General features: G+C 62.2%; 24 protein-coding genes. 7 read left to right on the top strand and 17 right to left on the bottom strand.

Going from position 1 to position 24,277, the window contains the following annotated elements:
• Nucleotides 1–3: 3 nt before the first annotated feature.
• Together sdhD and sdhC are read right to left on the bottom strand one after the other, a co-directional pair.
• Nucleotides 4–372 carry a succinate dehydrogenase, hydrophobic membrane anchor protein gene (sdhD, locus tag LU682_RS09150; protein WP_003254214.1) on the bottom strand — a complete coding sequence of 123 codons (369 nt, stop codon included), beginning with the start codon at nucleotides 370–372 and terminating at the stop codon, nucleotides 4–6.
• Nucleotides 366–752, bottom strand: coding sequence for a succinate dehydrogenase, cytochrome b556 subunit (gene sdhC, locus LU682_RS09145; RefSeq protein WP_008091902.1), 387 nt, complete (start codon nucleotides 750–752; stop codon nucleotides 366–368). The genes sdhD and sdhC overlap by 7 nt, the downstream gene beginning before the upstream one ends.
• Nucleotides 753–1,104: 352 nt before the next feature.
• Here sdhC and gltA point away from each other — a divergent pair, with 352 nt between their 5' ends.
• A complete protein-coding gene (gene gltA / locus LU682_RS09140) occupies nucleotides 1,105–2,394 on the top strand; it encodes a citrate synthase (RefSeq protein WP_003254218.1) in 1,290 nt (429 codons plus the stop codon).
• Between the two features lie 113 nt (nucleotides 2,395–2,507).
• On the opposite strand, the gene LU682_RS09135 is transcribed toward gltA, so the two are convergent.
• The 9 genes from LU682_RS09135 to LU682_RS09095 all read right to left on the bottom strand — a co-directional run bounded on the left by LU682_RS09135 (nucleotide 2,508) and on the right by LU682_RS09095 (nucleotide 9,392).
• Nucleotides 2,508–3,113, bottom strand: coding sequence for an START domain-containing protein (locus tag LU682_RS09135; protein ID WP_049588216.1), 606 nt, complete (start codon nucleotides 3,111–3,113; stop codon nucleotides 2,508–2,510).
• A gap of 33 nt (nucleotides 3,114–3,146) precedes the next feature.
• Complete coding sequence (locus LU682_RS09130) at nucleotides 3,147–3,401, bottom strand: YkgJ family cysteine cluster protein (RefSeq protein ID WP_010954952.1); 255 nt, start codon at nucleotides 3,399–3,401, stop codon at nucleotides 3,147–3,149.
• Nucleotides 3,402–3,530: 129 nt separating this feature from the next.
• The gene (locus LU682_RS09125; protein ID WP_010954953.1) at nucleotides 3,531–3,965 is read right to left on the bottom strand and encodes a hypothetical protein; all 435 of its coding nucleotides are present in this window, start codon (nucleotides 3,963–3,965) and stop codon (nucleotides 3,531–3,533) included.
• A gap of 64 nt (nucleotides 3,966–4,029) precedes the next feature.
• Nucleotides 4,030–5,472: an aminotransferase-like domain-containing protein gene (locus LU682_RS09120; RefSeq protein WP_003254223.1), complete on the bottom strand. Its 1,443-nt coding sequence runs from the start codon at nucleotides 5,470–5,472 to the stop codon at nucleotides 4,030–4,032.
• A 171-nt stretch (nucleotides 5,473–5,643) separates the two neighbouring features.
• On the bottom strand, nucleotides 5,644–6,456 hold the full coding sequence (locus LU682_RS09115) for an OmpA family protein (protein ID WP_010954955.1): 813 nt from the start codon (nucleotides 6,454–6,456) through the stop codon (nucleotides 5,644–5,646).
• Complete coding sequence (locus LU682_RS09110) at nucleotides 6,453–6,806, bottom strand: DUF4398 domain-containing protein (protein ID WP_010954956.1); 354 nt, start codon at nucleotides 6,804–6,806, stop codon at nucleotides 6,453–6,455. Before LU682_RS09110 ends, LU682_RS09115 begins: the two co-directional genes overlap by 4 nt.
• A gap of 9 nt (nucleotides 6,807–6,815) precedes the next feature.
• Nucleotides 6,816–7,637: a substrate-binding periplasmic protein gene (locus LU682_RS09105; protein WP_010954957.1), complete on the bottom strand. Its 822-nt coding sequence runs from the start codon at nucleotides 7,635–7,637 to the stop codon at nucleotides 6,816–6,818.
• A 75-nt stretch (nucleotides 7,638–7,712) separates the two neighbouring features.
• Nucleotides 7,713–8,642: an electron transfer flavoprotein subunit alpha/FixB family protein gene (locus tag LU682_RS09100; protein ID WP_010954958.1), complete on the bottom strand. Its 930-nt coding sequence runs from the start codon at nucleotides 8,640–8,642 to the stop codon at nucleotides 7,713–7,715.
• Nucleotides 8,643–9,392: an electron transfer flavoprotein subunit beta/FixA family protein gene (locus LU682_RS09095; RefSeq protein WP_003254232.1), complete on the bottom strand. Its 750-nt coding sequence runs from the start codon at nucleotides 9,390–9,392 to the stop codon at nucleotides 8,643–8,645.
• A 553-nt stretch (nucleotides 9,393–9,945) separates the two neighbouring features.
• Here LU682_RS09095 and LU682_RS09090 point away from each other — a divergent pair.
• Nucleotides 9,946–11,610 (top strand): electron transfer flavoprotein-ubiquinone oxidoreductase, encoded by a 1,665-nt coding sequence (locus LU682_RS09090; RefSeq protein ID WP_004573655.1) that lies wholly within the window; start codon nucleotides 9,946–9,948, stop codon nucleotides 11,608–11,610.
• Nucleotides 11,611–11,681: 71 nt separating this feature from the next.
• Here the strand turns inward: LU682_RS09090 and LU682_RS09085 are convergent, their stop codons facing one another.
• The 5 genes from LU682_RS09085 to LU682_RS09065 all read right to left on the bottom strand — a co-directional run bounded on the left by LU682_RS09085 (nucleotide 11,682) and on the right by LU682_RS09065 (nucleotide 14,999).
• On the bottom strand, nucleotides 11,682–12,083 hold the full coding sequence (locus LU682_RS09085; RefSeq protein WP_003254235.1) for a type II TA system antitoxin MqsA family protein: 402 nt from the start codon (nucleotides 12,081–12,083) through the stop codon (nucleotides 11,682–11,684).
• 2 nt (nucleotides 12,084–12,085) lie between these two features.
• On the bottom strand, nucleotides 12,086–12,382 hold the full coding sequence (locus LU682_RS09080) for a type II toxin-antitoxin system MqsR family toxin (protein ID WP_010954960.1): 297 nt from the start codon (nucleotides 12,380–12,382) through the stop codon (nucleotides 12,086–12,088).
• A gap of 94 nt (nucleotides 12,383–12,476) precedes the next feature.
• Complete coding sequence (locus LU682_RS09075) at nucleotides 12,477–13,802, bottom strand: MFS transporter (RefSeq protein WP_010954961.1); 1,326 nt, start codon at nucleotides 13,800–13,802, stop codon at nucleotides 12,477–12,479.
• 72 nt (nucleotides 13,803–13,874) lie between these two features.
• Entirely contained in the window at nucleotides 13,875–14,354 is a 480-nt protein-coding gene (locus LU682_RS09070) for a hypothetical protein (RefSeq protein ID WP_010954962.1), read from the bottom strand.
• A 168-nt stretch (nucleotides 14,355–14,522) separates the two neighbouring features.
• A complete protein-coding gene (locus LU682_RS09065; protein ID WP_010954963.1) occupies nucleotides 14,523–14,999 on the bottom strand; it encodes a sigma-70 family RNA polymerase sigma factor in 477 nt (158 codons plus the stop codon).
• 212 nt (nucleotides 15,000–15,211) lie between these two features.
• Between LU682_RS09065 and LU682_RS09060 the strand changes: the two genes are divergently transcribed.
• The 3 genes from LU682_RS09060 to LU682_RS09050 are packed head-to-tail and all read left to right on the top strand — an operon-like array spanning nucleotide 15,212 to nucleotide 19,771.
• Nucleotides 15,212–16,390, top strand: coding sequence for an efflux RND transporter periplasmic adaptor subunit (locus LU682_RS09060; RefSeq protein WP_010954964.1), 1,179 nt, complete (start codon nucleotides 15,212–15,214; stop codon nucleotides 16,388–16,390).
• Nucleotides 16,391–18,355, top strand: coding sequence for a MacB family efflux pump subunit (locus LU682_RS09055; RefSeq protein WP_010954965.1), 1,965 nt, complete (start codon nucleotides 16,391–16,393; stop codon nucleotides 18,353–18,355).
• Nucleotides 18,356–18,358: 3 nt separating this feature from the next.
• On the top strand, nucleotides 18,359–19,771 hold the full coding sequence (locus LU682_RS09050; protein ID WP_010954966.1) for an efflux transporter outer membrane subunit: 1,413 nt from the start codon (nucleotides 18,359–18,361) through the stop codon (nucleotides 19,769–19,771).
• 20 nt (nucleotides 19,772–19,791) lie between these two features.
• On the opposite strand, the gene pvdP is transcribed toward LU682_RS09050, so the two are convergent.
• Nucleotides 19,792–21,414 (bottom strand): pyoverdine maturation tyrosinase PvdP, encoded by a 1,623-nt coding sequence (gene pvdP / locus LU682_RS09045; protein ID WP_010954967.1) that lies wholly within the window; start codon nucleotides 21,412–21,414, stop codon nucleotides 19,792–19,794.
• A gap of 200 nt (nucleotides 21,415–21,614) precedes the next feature.
• Between pvdP and LU682_RS09040 the strand changes: the two genes are divergently transcribed.
• Nucleotides 21,615–22,958 (top strand): dipeptidase, encoded by a 1,344-nt coding sequence (locus tag LU682_RS09040; RefSeq protein WP_049588212.1) that lies wholly within the window; start codon nucleotides 21,615–21,617, stop codon nucleotides 22,956–22,958.
• 14 nt (nucleotides 22,959–22,972) lie between these two features.
• Entirely contained in the window at nucleotides 22,973–24,259 is a 1,287-nt protein-coding gene (gene pvdN, locus LU682_RS09035; RefSeq protein ID WP_010954969.1) for a pyoverdine-tailoring periplasmic protein PvdN, read from the top strand.
• Nucleotides 24,260–24,277 lie beyond the last annotated feature (18 nt).

Genomic DNA, 24,277 nt, shown 5'->3' with positions numbered 1-24,277 from the left:
GGATCAGATACCCCAGAGAATCTGCACACCCCAGACGAAGTAAGCGAACATCGCAACGCCGCATACCGCCTGGAACAGGAAACGAATCGCAGTTGCCGACTTGCCGAACGACATAGGCGTCAGGTAGTCGGTTGCAATGGTCCACATGCCGACCCAGGCGTGAGCGCCCAGGGCAACGAGGGCCAGCAGACTGAAGATCCGCATCGCGTTGTTGGAGAACAGACCATGCCACTGGGTGTAGTCGATGCCTGGGTGGGCGACCACGTAGCCGATCAGGAAGAGGAAGTAAGCCGCGAGAACGACCGCAGAAACGCGCTGCGCCATCCAGTCATAGAGGCCCGAACGCGACAGGTTCGTGACATTGGTTACCATACCCAAACTCCCACCAGAACGATCAGCACCACGGAGATGACGATCACGATTTTCGAGCCCAGCTTGCCGCCTTCCAGCGTCTCACCGATACCCATGTCCATGATCAGGTGACGAACACCTGCCACGAGGTGATAAAGCAGGGCGGACAGCAGGCCCCAGGTCACGAACTTGGCCAGCGGGCTGGTCAGACACGCCTTCACCTCACCGAAGCCTTCCTCGGAACCCAGCGACTTGCCCAGTGCATAAAGCATGATGGCAAGGCCGATGAACAGGATGACGCCGGAGATACGGTGCAGGATGGACGTGTACGCAGTGACGGGGAGCTTGATGGTCCTTAGGTCTAGGTTTACAGGTCGTTGGCTTTTCACGGCTTTTTTCACACTGAAGAGCCCCTAGCGAATCAGGGCAAAGTTGTTGGTAAGTGTACTGGTCAGGTACCCACCACCCAGGGAACGGCGACCCCCAGCAGTTCGGGCTTGCAAGCCCCTGGCGGTCGGGTGCCGAGTATAGACAGTTAGGCTGCTTATGACAACGTGACGGGGTAGCCCAAATAGCGCATTGCCTTTAATGAACAAAAGGCGTAAATGGGCGAGAATTTCGGGAAAAATCAGGCTTGAATGCCTGATTCAACAAGCCTTTAGGCAAATTGACATCTGAATTTATCCCTCTATAGTGGTGCGGGCCCTGCGTGGGGGGTCTGTCTGATGATTTCAAGCATTAATAGGAGGCCACATGGCTGACAAAAAAGCGCAGTTGGTCATCGAGGGCGCTGCCCCCGTCGAGCTGCCCATTTTAACCGGCACCGTTGGTCCTGATGTAATCGACGTCCGCGGGTTAGGGGCCACTGGTCACTTCACCTTCGACCCAGGTTTCATGGCGACTGCCTCGTGCGAGTCGAAGATCACCTATATTGACGGCGACAAAGGTATCCTGCTGCACCGCGGCTACCCGATCGAGCAACTCGCCGAACAGTCCGACTACCTCGAAACCTGCTACCTGCTGCTCAATGGCGAACTGCCGAATGCCGAGCAGAAGGCCCAGTTCGTCAGCACCGTCAAGAACCACACCATGGTTCACGAGCAGCTGAAGTCCTTCTTCAACGGCTTCCGTCGCGACGCTCACCCGATGGCGGTGATGTGCGGTGTAGTCGGCGCCCTGTCGGCGTTCTATCACGACTCCCTGGATATCAATAACCCGCAACACCGCGAAATCTCCGCGGTGCGCCTGGTCGCCAAGATGCCGACCCTGGCTGCGATGGTTTACAAGTACTCCATGGGCCAGCCGATGATGTACCCGCGCAACGACCTGTCGTACGCGGAAAACTTCCTGCACATGATGTTCAACACCCCGTGCGAGATCAAACCGATCAGCCCGGTGCTGGCCAAGGCAATGGACCGGATCTTCATCCTCCACGCCGACCACGAGCAGAACGCCTCCACCTCCACCGTTCGTCTGGCAGGCTCGTCGGGTGCCAACCCGTTCGCCTGTATCGCCGCCGGTATCGCCGCACTGTGGGGCCCGGCCCACGGCGGTGCGAACGAAGCCGTACTGACCATGCTGGATGAAATCGGCGATGTCTCGAACATCGACAAATTCATCGCCAAGGCCAAGGACAAGAACGACCCGTTCAAGCTGATGGGCTTCGGTCACCGCGTGTACAAGAACCGCGACCCGCGCGCCACCGTGATGAAGCAGACCTGCGACGAAGTCCTGCGCGAGCTGGGCATCAAGAACGACCCGCAGCTGGAACTGGCCATGCGCCTGGAAGAGATCGCCCTGACCGATCCTTACTTCATCGAGCGCTCGCTGTACCCGAACGTCGACTTCTACTCGGGGATCATCCTCAAGGCGATCGGCATTCCGACCAGCATGTTCACCGTGATCTTCGCCCTGGCACGTACCGTGGGCTGGATCTCGCACTGGAAAGAAATGCTCTCCAGCCCGTACAAGATCGGCCGTCCGCGCCAGCTGTACACCGGCGAGCAGAAGCGCGACATCGTTGCCCTGAAAGACCGCAAGTAAGCTGCAGTAGCCGAACGCAAGAAGGCTGCCCTCGGGCAGCCTTTTTTATTTGTCCTGTGCCGGCCTCTTCGCGGCCTTGCCCGCGAAGAGGCCGGCACAGACACCACAAAACCTCAGTTTTTCTCCGCCCGCTCACGCAGCCCTTTCAGGGTATTGAACGGCGCATCCACCACGAACTTGTTGGCCACCATCGCCGGCACGCTACCACCTGGCTCGGTGTGCACCTGGTAGGTCACTTCAGTGCTGTCACCCTTGGGCACCAGCTTCCAGAAGCCGTCGACTTTTGCCACCCGAACAAAACCCTTCTCTTCCGGCAGGTAAGTCGGCTCTTCTTTCAGGTTACGGGTCAGGCTGCCATCCGCCTCCTTGATGGTCGTAATGTGCAGCACGGAATCACGCGGCGTCACCGGCCATGGCGTATTGAACTGGGTATAGGTCCAGCTCTGGTCACCTTCGTGCTTGAGCAGCTTCTGCGACTTGCATTCGTGAATCCAGGCACAGGCCCCGGACACGTCCTCCTGCAGCGCCTCGACCTTGGCCAGCGGCGCCTTGATCACGGTCACACCGCGATAGGCCTTGTACTTGGACCCGGCCACCTCACTGAGGGACACCTTGATCCCGTCCTCGTCCTTGGCCACTTGCCAGTTTTCAGCCCAGGCCACAGGCGACAGCAGAACACCCACACCACACAGCAGTGCAATACGCTTGAACGATCTCATCATGTTTATCCTTGTTGTCGAAGATCCAGCCTGTCACGCCGCCGTCATCTGCTCCCACCAGCCAAGAATCCTGATTGCCTCGTCACGATCACTGCCGCACACCTCGGCATCTGCCTTGAAACCACCGCACACCGCCGGCCGCTCAGGCTTGCCGAACAGGTCGCAAAGGTTGGCCGCAGTCAGGTGCAGGCAGCGCTCACCCGCCGGCTTGCCATTGGGCATTCGCGGCATCGCAGAAGTGATGGACGGGGCGATGCAGCAGGCACCACAACCCTCACGGCATTGCATGGCTATTCACCAAAATCAGGACTCCCTGGAACAAAACGGGACGAACGTCCCTGGATAGTAACCGCTCAAACAGTCGTTTGAAATTGCTGGCACGATGAAATCTGCTGTGACCTGGCAGTCAGCTCCCGCCTATTGGCGATACTCGAAATCGATGGCGGCTCCTTCCACGTCATGACGGCTGTCATTGCGCAGTTGCAGCTGCATTTCGTTGTTGATAAGCCGGCCATTGAGCTGATACGGACTGTCATTGGTCTCTGGCTTTTCTGTGAACATGGGCGGCAACAAAGGTTTGCGCCGCTGGATTGGCGAAGGCGTGCCCACATTCGGCTCAAGGTTGTCGACCATCTCGACTGGCAGGCTGAGGTCCAGATTTGTCTTGGGCAAGGGCTTGGCAACCGCTTTGCTGACCGGCTTGTGTGCAGGCTTGGCAGTCGCCTTTTTTGGCACGTGCTTACCCTGAGCTGTTTGAGCCTGGTTTGCCGGTTGCGCAGCCAAGGCAGGGACGACCGGGCAGCAGAACGTCAGAAGGCACACGATCAGGACAAAGCAGCGCGAAGCGTTCATGGCAAATGGACAGACTGGCAGGAAAAATGCCTATGCTCCCTGTTCCACAGGCGGCTTGCAAGCCTTACAACAGCGTGACCGCAGTCTCCCTGCACAACTGCTGCGCCAGCAAACCGAGCGTAATCACAGCCCGCTCGGCCTCTTTATTCCAAGGTATGCCGCAATTGAGTCGGACACAGTGGTTGAACTGCTCTGTGTTACTGAATATCAGTCCTGGTGCAATGCTGATGCCCTGCTCCAGCGCGCGCACATGCAGCTCCTGGGTATTGACCCGACCGGGCAGGCTCACCCAGAGGATGAAGCCGCCTGTCGGCCGGGTCATCTGGGTACCCTCGGGGAAGTGCTGCTGCACTGCCAGCTGGTAGGCACTGAGGTTCTTGCGATATTCCTGGCGTATGTAGCGCAGATGCCGGTCGTAGCCGCCATTTTCCAGGTAGGCTGCCACGCCCATCTGCGTCACGCTACAGGCCGAGTGGGTGGTAAAAGTCTGCAGGCGCTGAATCTCGTCCTGGTAACGCCCTGCGATCATCCAGCCCACCCGCACGCCAGGGGACAGGGTCTTGGAGAAGCTCGAACAGTAGATCACCCGGTCCAGCCGGTCGAACGCCTTCAGCGCCTTGGTCTTGCCTTGCTCGAACATCAGCTCACCGTAGATGTCATCCTCGATGATCTGGATATCGAAGTCCGAGGCCAGGCGCAGCAATTGCTTTTGCCGCTCTTCGGGAACGGTGCCGCCCAGCGGATTGCTCAAGCGGGCAGTGAGCACCAGCGCCTTGATCGACCATTGGTTAGCCGCCAGTTGCAAGGCTTCGAGGCTGATACCGGTGGACGGGTCACTGGGGATTTCGATCACTTTCAAACCCAGCAGGTCAGCCAGCTGCAGCAAGCCGTAGTAGGTCGGTGACTCGGCGGCGATCAGGTCACCTGGGCGGGTCAGCACCCGCAGCGACATCTGCAGGGCATCGACACACCCATGGGTCACGATCACTTCGCGCGGGTCGACCAGCACGCCGGCATCGCGCATGCGTATGGCGATCTGTCGGCGCAGCGGCTCGAAACCGGGGCTGAACATGTAACTGAAGGCGCGCGGGCTATGAAAGCGCGTCACCTTGGCGATTTGCTGATGCAGGGCGCGCACTGGCAGGTAGTCGACATGCGGCACAGCAGCACCAAACGGGAACACACCATCGCGGCGCGCCTCAGTCAGCACCTGCTGGATGATGCTGGCGCGCGTGACCAGGCCCGGGCGCTCCACCCGAGCGATGTCGGGGGTTTGCGCGGTCAAGGCAGGGGTCTGGTGCACGTAATAGCCAGACTGCGGCCGCGCCCGGATAAGCCCTTGGTCCTCGAGATTGGCATAGGCCTGCAACACCGTGGCATGGCTGACATTGAGCTGGGCGCTCATCTTGCGCACGGAGGGTACCCGCTCGCCTGGCTGGTAGACACCGCGACGGATATCATCGGCCAGTTGCTGGGCGATACGCTGGTACAGCAGCAGGTTGGTCATGTCGACATGCTCGTTGTTCTTGTACGGGTCACTGACGGTAGAGGATACCGTAACAGTTGCAAAGTGTACTGGGACAGATTGCAACGTAGTCGACAATACAACAGCGTGACAGCTATCGAAACGATTAAACCGACATAAAACAGGCCGCAAAGCGGCCCATTTCTACAAGACTCAGCGCGCCGGTGCGAGCCGCCCCTTGTCATCGGAGAATACGATCTCCACCCGACGGTTCTGCGCCCTGCCCCGCTCCGAAGCATTGGCCTCGATCGGGTACTGGTCGCCATAGCCTTCAACCTGCAGGCGCTTTTCGTCGATGCCCAGGTCCACAAGCATGTCAGCCACGGACTGCGCCCGGTCGCGCGACAGCTTGAGATTCTCCTCGCCCGCGCCAGTACTGTCGGTATAGCCCTCAATACGCACTACCCGGCGCGGGTTGAGCTGCAGGAACTGCACCAGCTTGAGCACAGTCCGGCTGGCCGAGTTCTTCAGGTCGGCACTGCCGGTATCGAACAGCACATCGCCCAAGGTCATCACCAAGCCACGGTCGGCCTGCTCCGAAGCCAACGCGGCAATCTGCGACTCGACCCACTTGCCCTGCTGCTGCACGCTGGCCAGTTTGGCCTCACGCAAGGCCAGCTGCAGGCGCTGGCGCTCCAGGTCGAGCTTGGCCTGGCGCTCCTGGTTCAGCGCCAGCTTGGCATGCTCGCGGGCAATCTCGCTGTAGCGCTGGCTGAGGTAAGCATAATGCCGCACATCGGAACCGGTGCCGATGTAACTGGACAGGCGCTCGGCGCGAGCCAGCGACTCACCCGCCCGAATCACGTCACGCGGCGCGCTGCGCAGCACATCGGAATCATCTTTGACCCCCTGGAAGGCAACGGTGGCCTCATCCAGCGCGGCACTGCTGCGCTGACTGGCGCAACCTTGCAAACCTGCCGTCAGCGCCAGCAATGCCAGTGCAGCCAAAGGCGTACGACGGATCATGGCTGCACCTCCAGTTGCTTGCGCAAGCGCTTGACCCGCGACTGCAGCACCTGCAGCTGCTCTTCGCTCTTCTGGTTCAGCACCTGGGCCTCGGCCAGGCGCGCATCCAGCTCGGCTTGCTCAGCGCGCATGCGCGCATCGCGGTAGTCCTGGGTAAGCATGTTGGACTTGGCGCGGGCCAGCTTGTCTTCAGCCAGTTTCAGCGTTTCGACCTGCTCAGTGGCGCCGACGGCCTTGGCCTGGTCCAGTGCCTGTTCGGAAATGCGCATCTGCTCTTCAGGGGCCGGATCATTGGCGCAGCCAGCCAGGCCGAGCACGGCCAGGGCAAGGATTAGTGGTTGGGTTCTCACGCAATCTTCCTAGTGTTTGGGGGCGTCCGCCGGTACCTGCATCTGCGCTTTCCAGCGCTCGACATTTCGTTGCAGCACAGCTTCGGATGCACCAGAGATCGGCAATTCTGTCAGTTTTTTTGCCAATTGCCCACGCAACCAGCTGTCATTACACGCCGAGTTGTGCGACAGCGCCAGGTACAGGCCCGGCCTGTCCACCGGCAAGCCGCGGGCTATGAGGTCATTGCTCATGCCGAGGCTCTGGGCCATGGCCATACCGGAGTAACGGCCAGCCAGCACATAGTCCACCTGGCCGAGTACCAGTTTCTGAAAGGCCTGGGTCAGGTTTTGCGCCGGCACCAGCTTGAGCTGGGCCTTGGCGAACGCAGTAAAGGCCGGGGTCAGGCGTGCACGCTCGGACAAACTGCCCTGGTATCTGGCCAGATCGGCCGGGCCATCAAAGGTCACCGCTGCATCATGGCGGGTCCACACCAGGTACTCATTGAGCTGCAACGGCGGATGGATGTAGTCCAGCGCGGTCAGTTGCTCCACCTGCAAGGGGGTGTCGAGCAGCAGGTCCATGCGCCCACTGCGCACCTCTTCCAGCGCCTGATCACGGCGACCGGCACTCAGCACCTCGACCTTCACACCCAGTTCGCCAGCCACCTGGCGCAACAGGTCGACGTTGGCGCCAATCAGGTGCCCGGGGTCTTTCGGGTCTTGCCACGAATAGGGCGGCGCATCTGGGCTACCGGTCGCCACCAGGCGCTCGCACTTGCCTGCGGCCATGGCCAGTGGTGACACCAACAGCGCCACACATGCCAGCACCCTGCCCGTTCCGCGCAACGTCATCCCTCACCCCTCAAGCCATAAAAAAACCCGACCCTCAAAACGAGGGCCGGGTTCTTTATAAGTGAAGCAGGCGGATCAGACCAGCTTTTCCAGCTCCGGAACCGCTTCGAACAGGTCAGCGACCAGGCCGTAGTCGGCCACCTGGAAGATCGGCGCTTCTTCGTCCTTGTTGATCGCCACGATCACTTTGGAGTCTTTCATGCCGGCCAGGTGCTGGATCGCGCCGGAGATACCGACGGCGATGTACAGCTGTGGCGCAACGATCTTGCCGGTCTGGCCGACCTGCATGTCGTTCGGCACGAAGCCTGCGTCGACTGCGGCGCGCGAAGCACCAACCGCAGCGCCGAGCTTGTCGGCCAGGCTGTACAGGTGCTTGAAGTTGTCACCGTTACCCATGCCACGGCCGCCGGAAACGACGATTTTGGCAGCGGTCAGCTCTGGGCGGTCGGACTTGGCCAGCTCTTCGCCAACGAAAGCCGAAATACCGGCGTTGTGCGCAGCGCCAACAGCCTCGACGGCAGCCGAACCACCTTCGGCGGCCACGGCGTCGAAGCCGGTGGTACGCACGGTGATCACCTTGATGGCCGCACTCGATTGCACGGTGGCAATAGCATTACCCGCGTAGATCGGGCGCTTGAAGGTGTCGGCGGACTCGACCGAGATGATCTCGGAGATCTGGTCCACGTCCAGCAGCGCGGCAACCCGTGGCAGGATGTTCTTGCCGTTGGTGGTAGCCGGGGCCAGCACATGGCTGTAACCCTTGGCCAGCTCGACGATCAGCGGCGCGACGTTTTCCGGCAGGACGTGGGCGTAGGCGGCGTTATCAGCCACCAGCACCTTGGCAACGCCGGCGATCTTGGCAGCGGATTCGGCAACGCCACCGACGTTCTGGCCAGCGACCAGGACGTGCACATCACCACCGATCTTGGCGGCTGCAGCGACAGTGTTCAGGGTGGCCGGGGCTACGGCGCCGGCCTCGTATTCAGCGACAACCAGGATAGTCATTTAGATTACCTTCGCTTCGTTCTTCAGCTTCTCGACCAGTTCGGCCACCGATTTGACCTTGATGCCCGCGCTGCGGGCAGCCGGGGCTTCAACCTTCACGGTCTTGTTGGTGGAGGCGAGGGAAACGCCCAGTGCGTCTGGAGTAACAGTCTCCAGCGGCTTCTTCTTGGCCTTCATGATGTTCGGCAGCGACGCGTAGCGTGGCTCGTTCAGGCGCAGGTCGGTGGTGACGATCGCAGGCAGGTTCAGTGCAACGGTCTGCAGGCCGCCATCGATTTCACGGGTGACATTAAGCTTGTCGCCAGCGACTTCGACCTTGGACGCAAAGGTACCCTGGGCGAAGCCAGTCAGCGCGGCCAGCATCTGGCCGGTCTGGTTGTTGTCACTGTCGATGGCCTGCTTGCCGAGGATGACCAGCTGCGGCTGCTCCTTGTCGACAACGGCCTTCAGCGCCTTGGCCACGGCCAGGGAGTTCAGTTCGTCAGCGGCTTCTACCAGGATGGCACGGTCGGCACCCAGGGCCAGGGCAGTACGCAGTTGCTCCTGGGCAGTGGTCGGGCCGACGGAAACCACGACGATCTCGGTCGCAACGCCTTTTTCCTTCAGGCGTACGGCTTCTTCCACGGCGATTTCGCAGAAGGGGTTCATGGACATCTTGACGTTAGCAAGGTCGACGCCGGAGTTGTCCGCTTTGACGCGAACCTTGACGTTGTAGTCGACCACTCGTTTGACAGCTACAAGAACCTTCATGGATTCCTCGTTACTCTCCGGTGAATAGATAGTCGCCTGGGGCAGAGCCCAGCGATGCGCGTGGGTACAAGGGCACCTCTAAAAACGTATCGGGAGGCAGCAACTTCACAGTGACCAAACAGTCTTGTTCGGACTCTTGCGACAAATCCTCACGGGTCATTTCCTGTCGTGGCGTGTAAACTCCACTACAAACCGACCTAAGCCCGCAAAACCCTGCTCCACACCTGGTCTTTAGAGGTGTACCTGCGCCCGGCTGCAAGCCTACGGCGAACGTAAAACCGCTCGTATCTTGACCGTAACACCCATTCCGGTCAATACGGCAAATCGGTCACCCTCCAGCCGCGTTCCTGTGATTTTACTGGCCTGCGGCAAATTCAAACAAACGTTTGTATTGGACCCGCCAAGTGGTGTAGATATAATGCGCGGCCAAGACAAAACGGTGTAGTCCGTCATTTGCCCAGCTACAGTTCCGCCGTTGCGTAGAACCGCTGCGAATGCCCCGCACCCATAAGACAAAGCAACAGCACGAGCCTTGATGAGTAGGAGAGAACCAGTGGAACGCGAATACATGGAATTCGACGTGGTCATCGTCGGCGCCGGCCCGGCGGGCCTGTCCGCCGCCTGCCGCCTGAAGCAGAAGGCCGCCGAAGCCGGTAGCGAAATCAGCGTCTGCGTGGTGGAGAAAGGCTCTGAAGTCGGCGCCCACATCCTCTCTGGCGCAGTGTTCGAGCCCCGCGCCCTGAACGAGCTGTTCCCCGACTGGAAAGAGCTCGGTGCACCGCTGAACACCGAAGTGAAGCGCGACGACATCTACGTACTCAAGGATGCCGGCAGCGCGACCAAGGTGCCTGACCTGTTCGTGCCCAAGACCATGCACAACCATGGCAACTACATCATCTCGCTGGGCAACCTGTGCCGCTGGCTGGCCCAGCAGGCCGAAAACCTCGGCGTGGAAATCTACCCGGGCTTCGCCGCCCAGGAAGCGCTGTTCGACGACAACGGCGTGGTTCGCGGCATCGTCACCGGCGACCTCGGTGTCGACCGCGAAGGCAACCCGAAAGACGGCCTGTATACCCCGGGCATGGAACTGCGTGCCAAGTACACCCTGTTCGCCGAAGGCTGCCGTGGGCATATCGGCAAGCAGCTGATCAAGCGCTTCAACCTCGACAGCGAGTCCGACGTCCAGCACTACGGCATCGGCTTGAAGGAAATCTGGGAAATCGACCCGGCCAAGCACGAGCAAGGCCTGGTGGTGCACACCGCCGGCTGGCCGCTGGACGTGGTGGCCAAGGAAAACACCGGTGGCTCGTTCCTTTATCACCTGGAAAACAACCAGGTGGTGGTCGGCCTGATCGTCGACCTGTCCTACGCCAACCCCTACCTGTCGCCGTTCGACGAATTCCAGCGCCTCAAGCACCACCCGGTGATCAGCCAGTACCTCGAAGGCGGCAAGCGCATCAGCTACGGCGCCCGCGCCTTGGCCAAGGGCGGCATCAACTCGCTGCCGAAAATGGTCTTCAATGGTGGCGCGCTGATCGGTTGCGACCTGGGCACCATGAACGTGGCCAAGATCAAGGGCAGCCATACCGCGATGAAGTCCGGCATGCTCGCCGCCGAAGCAGTGGCCGACGCTTTGATCGCCGGTAGCGAAGGCGGCGATCAATTGAACAGCTATGTCAGCGCCTTCAAGGCCAGCTGGCTGTACGAAGAACTGTTCGCCAGCCGCAACTTCGGCCCGGCCATGCACAAGTTCGGCCCGCTGCTGGGCGCGGCGTTCAACTATGTCGACCAGAACTGGTTCGGTGGCAAGCTGCCGTTCACCCTGCATGACACCAAGCCGGACTATGCCTGCCTCAAGCTGGCCGCCGATTCGAAAAAGATCGACTACCCGAAACCGGACGGCAAGCTCAGCTTCGACAAGCTCAGCTCGGTATTCCTCTCCAGCACCAACCACGAAGAGGAACAACCCTGCCACCTGAAGCTGACCGATCCGAGCGTACCGATCGCCAGCAACCTGCCGCTGTACGACGAGCCAGCCCAGCGCTACTGCCCGGCCGGCGTGTACGAAGTGGTCACCCAGGAAGACGGCAACAAGCGTTTCCAGATCAACGCGCAGAACTGCGTGCACTGCAAGACCTGCGACATCAAGGACCCGGCCCAGAACATCACCTGGGTCACCCCTGAAGGCGCTGGCGGGCCGAACTATCCGAACATGTAAGGCCCCTGCCCTTGCGGCAACAAAAAGCCCCCGGTTCTCATGAGCCGGGGGCTTTTTGTTGGCTGCCATTATCAGGCAGTACGCACTTCCTCAAAGAGTTCTGGATGGCGATCCAGCAGCTTGAGCAGTTTCACCAACGCCACTGGCGGGGTGGTCTTGCCGTTTTCATAACGGGAGAACGCATTGACCCCACCACCGAAGATTTCCCCCGCTTCACGCTGGTCGAGGTCGAACTTTCTGCGTATGGAGGCAATAAAGGAAGGATCCACAACATTTGCGTTGACCTGGCGCTCGAATGCCGTCATCAAGTGACTGACGCGCATGGCTTCATCATGACTCAGTACACATTCACCACATGCGGAGCAGTAATCGCCACTTACCTCAGGAATCACTGTCATCTCGCCTTTGTAGCTATAGGGCATGCCCTGAATGTCAGGTGCAAGCTCCGAGCCGCCGCATATTGGACATCTCATGGTTACAACTCCTTGAAAGACACGATGAGCACGTCGTCTACCACGGACAATTTCAAATAAACGTACCCAATTGCTGTAAGCGGGCGATACACATCCTGCCAAACCCGGTGGTCAATATGGCTGGTCATGCTCTTGTAGAAATCAGTGCGCTTCAAGCTGGTGATCACCTCAAGCATGCCCGGAAAATCCATTCCCAGCGCCTTGGCGCCTTTCAATGCAGCACCCGTAGGGCGGATTCGCCTTGCCGCAGCCAGGGCTTTTACCCGCTCCAGCGGGCAATGAGGCATTCTCTTTTCCATGAGAAATTAACCTTCCAGGTTAAATTTGGCTAATAGGTTATTCCAATAGCCCCCACCTGGAAGTCTGCCCCAATGCCCCGCAGCCGTTACCGGCTCATTTGTCGCCGCACATGACCGGTATCGGCTCCGCCGCAAACACCAATGGCTCACGACGCCCGAAATACAGGGCCGTCAGCAGCCCCACCGCGCCCATGATCAGACAAAACCCGACACACACCCATGGGCTCCACGGCATCAGCGCAATCAGTGCCAACGGCGTGGTACTGGCCCACAGTGCGTAGGCCACGTTGTAGGTGAAGGAAATGCCCGATACCCGGATCTGCGCCGGGAACAGCCCCACCATCACCGAGGGCACCACCCCCACCACGCCGCAGCTCAACCCCGCCAGCGCATAGGCCAGCCAGGTCATGCCCCACTGCCCCACCAGGCTGGCGTACAACGCGCCGATACCCAGCGGCAGCAACAGGCTATACAGCATCAGCGCGCGCCAGGCACCCACACGGTCGACCAGCAGCCCGGCCAGCACGCAGCCAATGTTGAGGAAGACGATGCCCACGCTGCTCAGGGCGAAGGTGTGCCCGGCACTCATGCCGAAACGCTGCTGCATCACCGTCGGCGTGATCACCACCAGCACCACCACCGCCGAGGTCAGCACACAGGTCAGCAACGCAGCAGGGATCAACGCCCGGCGGTGCTCGCCCAGCACTTGCCGCAGCGGAAACGTCACAGGTTGCTCCTGGCGCGCGCGCAGGGCGAGGAACACCGGTGTTTCACTGAGCCAGCGGCGCAGCCACACACCAATCACACCAAACACCCCACCCAACAGGAACGGGTAGCGCCAGGCGTAATCGAGGATTTCCTGCGGGGTGAACAGTTGCGCCAGCAAAGTTGCGGTCAGCGCCCCCAGCAGGTAGCCGAAAGTCAGCCCGGCCTGCAGAAAGCCCAGGGCATAGCCGCGCCGCCCGTTGGGCGCGTGCTCGGCAACGAACGTCCAGGCGCTTGGCACCTCACCGCCTACGGCAGCCCCCTGGAGGATGCGCAAGGCCAACAGGATCAGCGGGGCGGCATAGCCGATGTCGGCATAGGTCGGCATCACACCGATCAGCAGACACGGCAGGGCCATCATCAGGATGCTCAGGCTGAATACCCGCTTGCGCCCCAGATGGTCGGCGAAGTGCGCCATCAGGATGCCGCCCAGCGGCCGCGCCAGGTAGCCGGTGACGAAAATGCCGAAGCTTTGCAGCAGGCGCAGCCATTCGGGCATCTCGGGCGGGAAGAACAGCTGGCTGAGGGTCAGCGCGAAGAACACGAAAATGATGAAGTCGTAGATTTCCAGCGCGCCGCCCAGCGCCGCCAGGCCCAGGGTCCGATGGTCGCCGCGGCTGAACCGGGGCGGGCGAGCGGTATCGATGGCAGTCATGGCAGGGTCCGCAGATCGGCAAAGGGCAAGAGCATAACAAATAGCTGCCCGATTGCCCCGCCGGCGGCACCGCTAGCGGTTGAATACCGTATGCGCGAAGTTGGCTCGCGGCCGTGGCCGCGCTGTACTGGCCGGCAGCGTGCCCGGCAGCGGTAGCCTGCCGACCACCATCGGGGCGTCGATGATTGCCATGAACGTCTCCAACGCCTCGTTATCGGGCGCCTGAGGCAGGCTCAGGCTGACCGCCTGGCGCTCGGTCTGCGGCACTGCTGGCACTTTCAACTGGCTGGAATGGTAAAGCAGGGCATGCTGGATTTGTGTGCTGACGCGGCAGAAACGCTCCAGATCGACGCCACAATGGCTGGCCAACTCGATATTGCCCAGCAACAGGTGAAAGGGCTGCAAGGCGCACTGCACCAGGCGCTGCAGTTCCTCGAAGCTAGCCACGGGGGCTATCCGGTAATAGCCCAAACCATTGAGCAACCGCTCCAGCTGCAGGCGCTGGCACGGGTGTGCGTCGGCGATGAGGATGCGCAGGGTCTTGTTTGCCATGGTGGGACCTGGGCAGTTGGGTAATGGGTGCGCTCCATGACCATACTGCGCCGGTAACGGCTATTGCCAGGGCCATGCCTGGCAGCGGTCTTCTTTGATAGAAGTCGGGAAAGCCGCATAAATCAAGTGATTGACTGACGGAATTTGCATTTGCCTTTAACCTGGCAATCAGGATTCCCATTGCCGCATGCGCACCCGGCAGTGCTTCATGGCATTGACGATGTGCTTTTCCACCAGGCTGCGCGAGATGCCCAGCCGCTCGGCGATCTGCTGATGGGACAGCCCCTCGATTTTGCGCAACAGAAAACTGTCACGGCAGGGCCTGCTCAACTCATCAAGGGCCTTTTGCATCAGTGCCAGGCGCTGGTCCAACTGCAGGTCATGCTGCAACTCAGAGCTATGCAGCCGACTATCGGCATCCAGGGCATCGAGCGGCTCGGCCTGGCGCACCAACTGACGCCGGTGCCGGTCGACAACCAGGTTCAGCGCGGTTCGATACAAGAACGCACGCGGATGCTCGATCTGTTCGCTGCCAGTACGCTCCAGGACCCGCAGATAAGCATCGTGAGCGACGTCCTCCGCCGCCTGACGGCTACCCAAGCGTGCAGACAGAAAGCTCACCAGTTCACGATAGTAATGTTCCACGAGGGTACCTGAGGGCGTCCTGCCGGCCCTTGATCAGCAGCTTGGGGACTGAGTGATATCAGTGTGGAATACTACAAATTATAATTATTCTCAGCAACACACCGGCGCGTACTATCCTGCCTAAATCTGCCTTGCCAGCCTTCGTCTAACTGTGACCTCCCTGCGCACCGCGATTGGCTGCGCGTGGCCTTTATCCCTGGCTGGAAGTCCGCATGAGACGCTCAACCCACACTCGCCGTCGCCTCCTCCTCGGCGGCCTGGGCCTGCTTGGCCTTGGCAGCCTGCTGGCCTGGACATCTCTGCCGTTCGGCGCGCAGCCGGTCAGTACCGTTGCCGTTACCCGCGCCGACATCGAGAGCAGCGTAACAGCGCTGGGCACGCTGCAGCCGCGGCGCTACGTAGACGTCGGTGCACAAGCCTCCGGGCAGATCCGCAACCTGCACGTCGAGGTTGGTGATCAAGTCCACAAAGGGCAGTTGCTGGTCGAGATCGACCCCTCCACGCAGCAGGCCAAGCTCGATGCCGGGCGCTTCTCGATCGATAATCTCAAGGCGCAGCTGGCAGAGCAGCGCGCCCAGCTCAAACTCGCCCAACAGCAGCTCAAGCGCCAGCGCGACCTGGCAGCGGTCGGCGCCACACGCGAAGAAGACCTGCAAACGGCCGAAGCCCAGCTCAACGTGACCCAGGCACGCATCGACATGTACCAGGCCCAGATCCGCCAGGCCAACGCCAGCTTGCGCAGCGACGAAGCCGAACTGGGCTACACACGCATCTTCGCCCCTATGGACGGCACGGTAGTGGCAGTGGATGCCCGTGAAGGCCAGACCCTCAACGCCCAGCAACAAACGCCGCTGATCCTGCGCATCGCCAAGCTGTCCCCCATGACCGTCTGGGCCCAGGTCTCGGAGGCCGATATCGGCAAGATCCAGCCTGGCATGACCGCCTACTTCACCACCCTGGCCGGCGGCAAGCGCCGCTGGACCAGCACCGTGCGCCAGGTGCTGCCCATTCCGCCCAAGCCACTGGACCAGACCAGCCAGGGCGGCGGCAGCCCAGCCAGCGCCACCGCCGGCGCCACCGGCAGCCAAGTCGTGCAATACACCGTGCTGCTGGACGTGGACAACCCCGATGGCGCCCTCATGGCAGAGATGACCACCCAGGTGTTTTTCGTCGTCGGCCAAGCCAGCCAGGTGCTTAGTGCCCCGTTGGCCGCACTGGACGATAGCGACAACGAAGGCCTACGCCTGGCCCAGGTTTTCGGCCGCGACGGCAAGGTCGAACAGCGCAAGGTGCGCACCGGTCTGAGCGACCGCTTGCGGGTGCAGATCCTAGATGGCCTCAGTGAAGGTGATCGACTGGTCATCGGCGCCCCTGCCGCCAGCGGAGGTTGAATGGCCACGCCCCTGATCGAGCTCTGTGACATCCGTAAAGCGTACGGCGGCGTCGACACCCCCAGGGTAGAAGTCCTGCGCGGCATCAGCCTGCGCGTGCATGCCGGCGAATTCGTCGCCATCGTCGGCGCCTCCGGCTCCGGCAAGTCGACCCTGATGAATATCCTCGGCTGCCTCGATCGCCCAAGTGCCGGCAGCTACCGCTTCGCCGGCAAGGACGTTGCCGAGCTGGACAGCGACGAACTGGCCTGGCTGCGCCGCGAGGCCTTCGGGTTCGTGTTCCAGGGCTACCACCTGATCCCCTCCGGCTCAGCCCAGGAAAACGTCGAGATGCCAGCCATCTACGCCGGTACCCCAGCCGCCGAACGCCAGGCCCGCGCCAGCGCCCTGCTCGGCCGCCTGGGCCTGGCCAGCCGCACCGCCAACCGTCCGCATCAATTATCCGGTGGCCAGCAGCAACGGGTCTCGATTGCCCGGGCCTTGATGAACGGTGGCCACATCATCCTGGCCGACGAACCAACCGGCGCCCTCGACAGCCATAGCGGCGCCGAGGTGATGGCGCTGCTCGACGAGCTGGCCAGCCAGGGCCATGTAATCATCCTCATCACCCACGACCGCGAAGTGGCTGCCCGGGCGCACCGGGTTATCGAGATTCGCGACGGCTTGGTGATCAGTGACTCCGCCGCCGACCAGCCGCCCGCCCATGCCCACAAAGGCATACAGGCAGAAGAACTGCGCCAGCGCCTGGACCGTGGTGCAACCCAGCACGGTGCCTGGAAAGGTGAACTGCTCGAATCGCTGCAGGCGGCATGGCGAGTGATGTGGATCAACCGCTTCCGCACGGCACTGACCCTGCTCGGAATCATCATCGGAGTCGCGTCGGTGGTGGTGATGTTGGCTGTCGGTGAAGGCAGCAAACGCCAGGTAATGGCACAGATGGCCGCCTTCGGCTCCAACATCCTATACCTCAATGGCAGCCCCCCGACCCTGCGCGAACCGGCTGGGCGCATCACCCTGGACGATGTTGCGGCGATCGGTGAGCTTCCGCAGGTCAAACACATCATGCCGGTGCTCGGCGAAAAGATGATGGTCCGCCACGGCAACAACAGCCAGCAATTCTACGTGGGCGGCAACAACACCTTTTTCCCGGAGATTTTCAACTGGCCGGCCGTTGAAGGCAGCTTTTTCACCGAGACCGACGAGGCCAGTAGCGCAGCGGTGGCTGTGATCGGCCAGAAAGTCCGGGAAAAGATGCTTGCCCCTGGCAGCAACCCTATCGGCCAGTACCTACTGATCGGCAATGTACCGTTCCAAGTGGTCGGCATCCTTGCCGGCAAAGGCGCCAGCTCCGGCGATCAGGACAGCGACGGGCGCATCGTGGTGCCATTTTCGGCAGCGGCCATCCGCCTGTTCGGCCACCGCGACCCGGACTATATCGCCATTGCCGCGCGCGACTCAGGCCAGGTCAAGGACACCGAAGCGGCCATCGACCGCCTGCTGCGCCAGCGCCACCAGGGCAAACACGATTTCGAGCTGACCAACGATGCCGCCCTGATCCAGGCCGAGGCGCGCACGCAGAACAGCCTGTCGTTGATGCTCGGGGCCATTGCCGCCATCTCGCTGCTGGTCGGCGGTATCGGAGTGATGAACATCATGCTCATGACCGTGCGCGAGCGCACCCGTGAAATCGGTATCCGCATGGCCACCGGCGCCCGCCAGCGCGACATCCTCCGGCAGTTCCTGAGCGAGGCGATCATGCTGTCGATGGTTGGCGGCCTGACCGGCATCGCCCTGGCCCTGGTGGTCGGCGCCAGCCTTACCCTGGCCGACATTGCCGTGGCGTTCGCCCTGCCTGCCATTGTTGGCGCATTTGCCTGCGCCGTCATCACTGGGGTGGTGTTTGGTTTCATGCCAGCACGCAAGGCTGCACGCCTTGACCCGGTCAAAGCCCTTACCAGCGAATAGCCCATGACATTGCCACGCCACCTTTGCCTGCTGCCCCTGAGCTTGTCACTCCTCGCCTGCTCCACGCCAACGCCGCCAACTATGGGCATAGCCCCGCCCGCCGGTTGGCAAAGCCCTACTGCGAGCAAGGCACAGGCACTGCCTGATCAACGCTGGTGGAAGGCCTTCGCCAGCCCAGAGCTTGACCAGTTGATCGAGATTGCCCGAAACAACAGCCACGACCTGGCCGCGGCTGCAGCCCGGGTACGCCAGGCCCAGGCGCGGGCAGTAATCGCCGGCGCGCCGCTGCTGCCTGAGGTGCAGTTCGGCCTGGATGCCAGCCGCCAGCGCCTGCTGCGCGGCGAGGGCAACGATCAGCTCGATGCCAGCAGCAGTGAGCGCACCAGCACCTCGTTCGATGCCAACCTCAGCGCCAGCTACGAAATCGATTTCTGGGGCGGCCTGCGCAGTGCCCGCGACAGCGCCTTGCGCAGCCTCGACGCCAGCCGCTTGGACCGCCAGACCGTGAAGCTGACCCTGTTCGGCAGCGTCGCCGACACTTACCTGCAAAGCCTGGCTCTCAAAGAACAGCTGCGTATAGCCCAACTCAACCTGCGCAACGCCCAAGCGGTGCTGAGCCTGGTCGAAGCCCGCCAGCAGTCCGGCTCCAGCACCCAACTCGAGCTGGCCCAGCAGCGCAGCCTGGTGGCCGCTCAGCAACGCCAACTGCCGCTACTTGAGCAGCAGTGGCAAGACACCCAGGTCACCCTGGCAACGCTACTGGGGCTACCGGTGCAACAACTGCCGACCAGTACCGCAGCATTCGCTGACCTGCGCTGGCCTCGCATCGCCAGTGGCGTACCCAGTGAGCTGCTGGCGCGTCGCCCCGACATCGCAGCCGCCGAGGCGCGCCTGGCCGCGGCCAGCGCCAATGTGCAGGTCGCCAGGGCAGCCCTGCTGCCCAAACTCACGCTGGGCGTGGAATTCGGCAGCGGCGCCAGCACCTTCGCGCAGATTTTCGACAGCCCCTACTACACCCTGACCAGTGGCCTGGTCGCCCCGGTGTTCAACCGAGGCCGTCTGCGCGCCGCGCAGCAACTGGCCGAGGCCGAACAGGAAGAATTGCTGGAGGCTTACCGCACCAGCATCCTGGCCGCTTTCGCCGATGTAGAAAAAGCACTGAACGCCACCCAAGGGGTGGACCGTCAACGCCAGTGGCAGGATCAGGAAGTGGAACAATCACGCATCGCCTTCCAGCTGGCCGAGCGCCGCTACCGCGCCGGCGCCGAGACCTTGCTGACCGTGCTCGACACCCAGCGCAGCCTGTACCAGGCCCAGGACCAGCAGGCCCGCCTGCAGCTAAGCCAACTGCAGGCCAGCGTGGCCCTTTACAAAGCCTTGGGCGGTGGCTGGCAAGCGGATAGCCCGACGCGCTAGGGCGTCAGGCTATCTGGTGTTCACGACCGCTGCCTGACCTTCAGGTGGCGAGCATACCAGGGGCGGCGCGGCACTTTGCCTACCAGCCCGTCAAAGCGCTCCTCGTCGCTGTAAATCAGGCGCAAGGCCAGCTTCATGGTTTCCGGATCCATCTCCACGCTACGCCCTGGGCGCAGCCCCGCCACGTTACTGCAGCCGTGCGTGTCCGGCCCCAGCCAAGGATCGGCGACCTCCACCCAGCGCCCCGGCGCGAACCATGGCACGCCATTGACCTCCTGGCGCACGACTGCGCCAGGGTGGAATCGTTCATGGGCGCGGAACCAGTCCTCGACACGGTCGTCGATCCAGCCATGGAAGCGCCAGAACACAGGGTTGACGTGGGAAGAGAACGGGTCCCCGAGAAAGTCGTTCTGCGCGCCATACCAGCGCGCCGCGAAATCATCCGGCGTGCGCGCCATCGGCACCGGCATGCCGTTGCTCGGGTCACGTGGGACTGAGGCCCAGCGCATGTGCAGCCAGTCGTGCAAGCCCAGTTCAAGCTCCGAGCCGAACTGCCCCAACGTCAGCCGGGACAGGTACTGGGGGTCGCTGTAACGCGACTCCCACACCTCGAAATTGCCATGAAAGGTTTCGGCGCTTTTGATATCGCGCACCCACTGGGTGTACTCGTCATCATCGTAAGCCAACCAGGTTGGTGGCAAGGCGTTGCCGTCATGATTATCGAAGTAACGCGCGAAACCCAGGCGATCGCGCTCAAGTTCAGGCTGTGGCAAGGGGAAGCGCGGCCATGACGGCAGGTCCTGGATGGCCCGTGCAGCGCCGAGCATGTGCCGGTGCATGAACAGGAAGTCTTCACCCGAGCCGTTGCGGTCCTTGTGCCGGCCACGGGCATCGCGCTCACGGTCACGCGGCCCCGGCTGCCAGCCCAGGCCACGCAAGGCGTTGCGCTTGTCCTTGTCGAGCTTGTGCCATTTGTCACGGGAGGCATGCCACAGCTGGTGGAACAGGCGATGCTCCGGCGCGATCAGCCAATCGATCATCGCCGGCGACAAGGCGGTGCGTTCGCGGGCTTCGGGAAAGGTCTGCTTGTGGGCCAGGAAGCGATTGTCCTGCTCGGGCATGGCCAATGGCCGCTCAAGGTCGAGGATGCTGCCATTGAGGGTGGCCGGCCCCGCATTGCCAAATACCCCCCACACTTCATCCAGCACGAGATGGCACTCGTAGCGCGGCATGCGGCCGCCATCGGCACTGTCGAACAAGCGCCAGCGTAACCGTCCCGGCTTGTCGGCAGGCAAGTCGCCGAGCACCCGATATCGTGGCTCGGCACCGCTGCGCAAGCGCTCGGCGGTATCGAGGTAACCGCGAATGCTGCGGCCCTTCTGCGCAACATCGATGAACAATTCCAGCGTCTCGCCCTGCAAGCCCGGCAAGCCGGCCTGCGCCCCCTTGAACGACCAGCGCCAGATGCCGCGCAAGGTGTCGCCCAGTTGCTGGGTCGCCGTATCGGCCAATTCCACGACCGCCTCGCCGGGGGTTTCCGGGAATTCCTCTCGGGTGAGCTGACGCTGGACATACAGCGCCCCCGGCACGGTAACGCCCGCCAGTGCCACGCCCGCGATGAAGCCTCTCCGAGAAATCGTCATTGAACTACCTGTGCCAGTCGTTATGGCCGCTTAACACGGCCCATCGAAGGCTAGAACGTTGAGCTGGCAAGAAAATTTAACCGTCCTGACGGCGCGCCCGTGACTGGAGGGCCGGTTAAATTTCTGCCGCGTGCACTCGTTCCCTCCAGGTAGCAATGGCCCCAGGCCCGAACCTCTGCGGTGAACCTACTGAGACCGAAATGACGACAGCACGCTGGAAAAAAGCCTTGTATATCAGCCTGGCCGCCACCTTGACCGTCGGTGCCGGGGCGGCTGCCTGGTACCACTTCGACAAGGACGGCTACCCCATAGAGGTCGTGCGCCAGGCCAATGATCTGCAAGAGCGGATCATTTCGTTCGACAGCCATCTCACCCTGCCGCTGGACTTCGGCACCGAAGGCCGCGAAGCTGACAAGGATGGCCCGGGCCAGTTCGACCTGGCCAAAGCCGCGCGCGGGCGACTGTCCGGCGCTGCCCTGACCGTCTTCGCTTGGCCCGAGTCCTGGACCGGCGACAACGGCCCGCACCACCCCACCGACGGTTTCGTCGATGCCGGGCGACATGCCCAGGAAGTGCGCTACAACGCCATCAGCGCGATGGTGCGAGACTTCCCCAACCAGGTCGGTATCGCCTACACCCCCGACGACATGCGGCGCCTGCACGGCGAAGGCAAATTCGCGGTGTTCATCAGCATGCTCAATGCCTATGCCCTGGGCGACGACCTCAGCCAGCTGGACACCTGGGCCGCCCGTGGCGTGCGCATGTTCGGCTTCAACTACATCGGCAACAACAACTGGGCCGACTCCTCGCGCCCGCTGCCCTTCTTCAACGATACCCCAGATGCCCTCGGCGGTTTGTCTGCCATCGGCCGCCAGGCGGTGCAACGGCTCAATGACCTGGGCGTGATCATCGACGTTTCACAGATGTCGACCCAGGCCCTGACCCAGGTGGTCGAACTCAGCCGTGCGCCAGTGGTGGCCTCGCATTCGGCCCCCAGGGCCGCCGTTGACATTCCGCGCAACCTCACTGACAAGGAAATGCAACTGATCAAGGGCACCGGCGGGGTCATCCAGATCGTTGCCTTCGGCACCTACATCAAGCCGCTGACCCAGAAGTCGCAAGAGCGCCTGAACAGCCTGCGCGCCGAGTACGGTCTGCCGCCCCTGGTCAACCAGGCCAATGCCTTGATGCCGGGCGACCCGATCATCGCCGGCTGGCCCGAGCAGAAAGTCGGCCAGTACGCCGAAGCGCTGTACGCGATCCTTGAGGAAGAACCCCAGGCAACGCTGAAGGATTACGGCGACGTCATCGACTACGCAGTACGCAAGGTCGGCATCGACCACGTCGGCATTGCCTCGGACTTCAACGAGGGCGGCGGCATCGCCGGCTGGAACGATGCCAGTCAGGCGCGCAACGTCACCGCCGAGCTGATCAGCCGCGGCTACAGCGAAGCCGATATTGCCAAGCTATGGGGTGGCAACTTCCTACGGGTCTGGGGCCAAGTGCAAAACGCTGCACGCCCGACCGCCACCTCTTCCCGTTGAGCTGCGAGCCGCCCATGAACGACCGTCGTACTTTCCTCAAGCAGGCCAGCCTACTTGCAGCCGGGCTGCCCTTGGCCGGCCAACTGCTGGGCAGCGCCCAGGCGGCGCCGCGCACGCCTCCGGCCACGGATGCCTGGAGCGGTTTTCGCCAACTGTTCGAGCTCGACCCCCACTACGCGCACTTCGCCAACTTCCTCATCACCTCGCACCCGCGCCCCGTGCGCGAAGCGATCGCAAGCCTTCGCGCACAACTCGACCAACACCCGGCACGCTGCGTCGAGTGGGACACCCAGAGCGAGTGGAAGCACGAAGCCGAGGTGCGTGAATGGGCGGGCCGCTATCTTGAAGTCAAGCCACGCCAGATCGCCCTCACCGGCAGCACCACCGAAGGCCTCGGGATGATCTACGGCGGCCTGCGCCTGAACCCGCAGCAAGAAATCCTGACCACCGAACACGAGCATTACTCCACCCGCAACATCCTCGCCTATCGCAGCCAGCGTGACGGCACCCAGGTGCGCAAGCTACGCCTGTTCGACGACCCGGCCAAGGTCTCCGACGACCAGGTACTAAGCACCATTGCTGCCGCCATCAAGCCGCAGACCCGTGTGCTGGGCATGACCTGGGTGCATTCAGGCAGTGGCGTGAAACTGCCCGTCGGGCAGATCGGCGCCCTGGTCCACGAGGCCAACCGCAACCGTGACGAAAACGACCGCATCCTCTACGTGATCGATGGCGTGCACGGCTTCGGCGTCGAAGACATGCGCTTCGCCGACCTGCAGTGTGACTACTTCATCGCCGGCACCCACAAGTGGATGTTCGGCCCACGAGGCACCGGGATCATCTGTGCCGCCTCCACCGAGCTCAAGCACCTTACGCCCACCTTCGCCACCTTCTCGGAGAATGAGGATTTCGCCACCACCATGACCCCAGGTGGCTACCACGCCTTCGAGCATCGCTGGGCGTTGGGCAAGGCATTCGAGCTGCATCTGCAGCACGGCAAGGCGGCGATCCAGGCACGCATCCATGGCCTCAACGACTACCTCAAGGAGCGCCTGGCGCAGCACCGCGCCATCGAACTGGTGACGCCGCGCAGCCCTAACCATTCAGCGGGCTTCACCTTCTTCCGGGTCAAGGGCCAGGACGTCGAGGCCATAGCAGCGCACCTGAACAGCCAGCGCATCGTGGTCGATGCGGTCGATCGCGATGTCGGGCCGGTCGTGCGTACCGCGCCTGGCCTGTTGAACACCGAAGCCGAGATCGACCGCCTGGTCGACGTCCTGGGCCAACGCCTGCGCGCCTGATTTTTCTTAGCCAACAGC

The organism is Pseudomonas alloputida (assembly GCF_021283545.2).
GTDB classification, from domain to species: Bacteria; Pseudomonadota; Gammaproteobacteria; order Pseudomonadales; family Pseudomonadaceae; genus Aquipseudomonas; species Aquipseudomonas alloputida.
The sequence above is the reverse complement of the archived record's forward strand: the minus strand, read 5'-3'. Positions and strand labels throughout refer to the sequence as shown.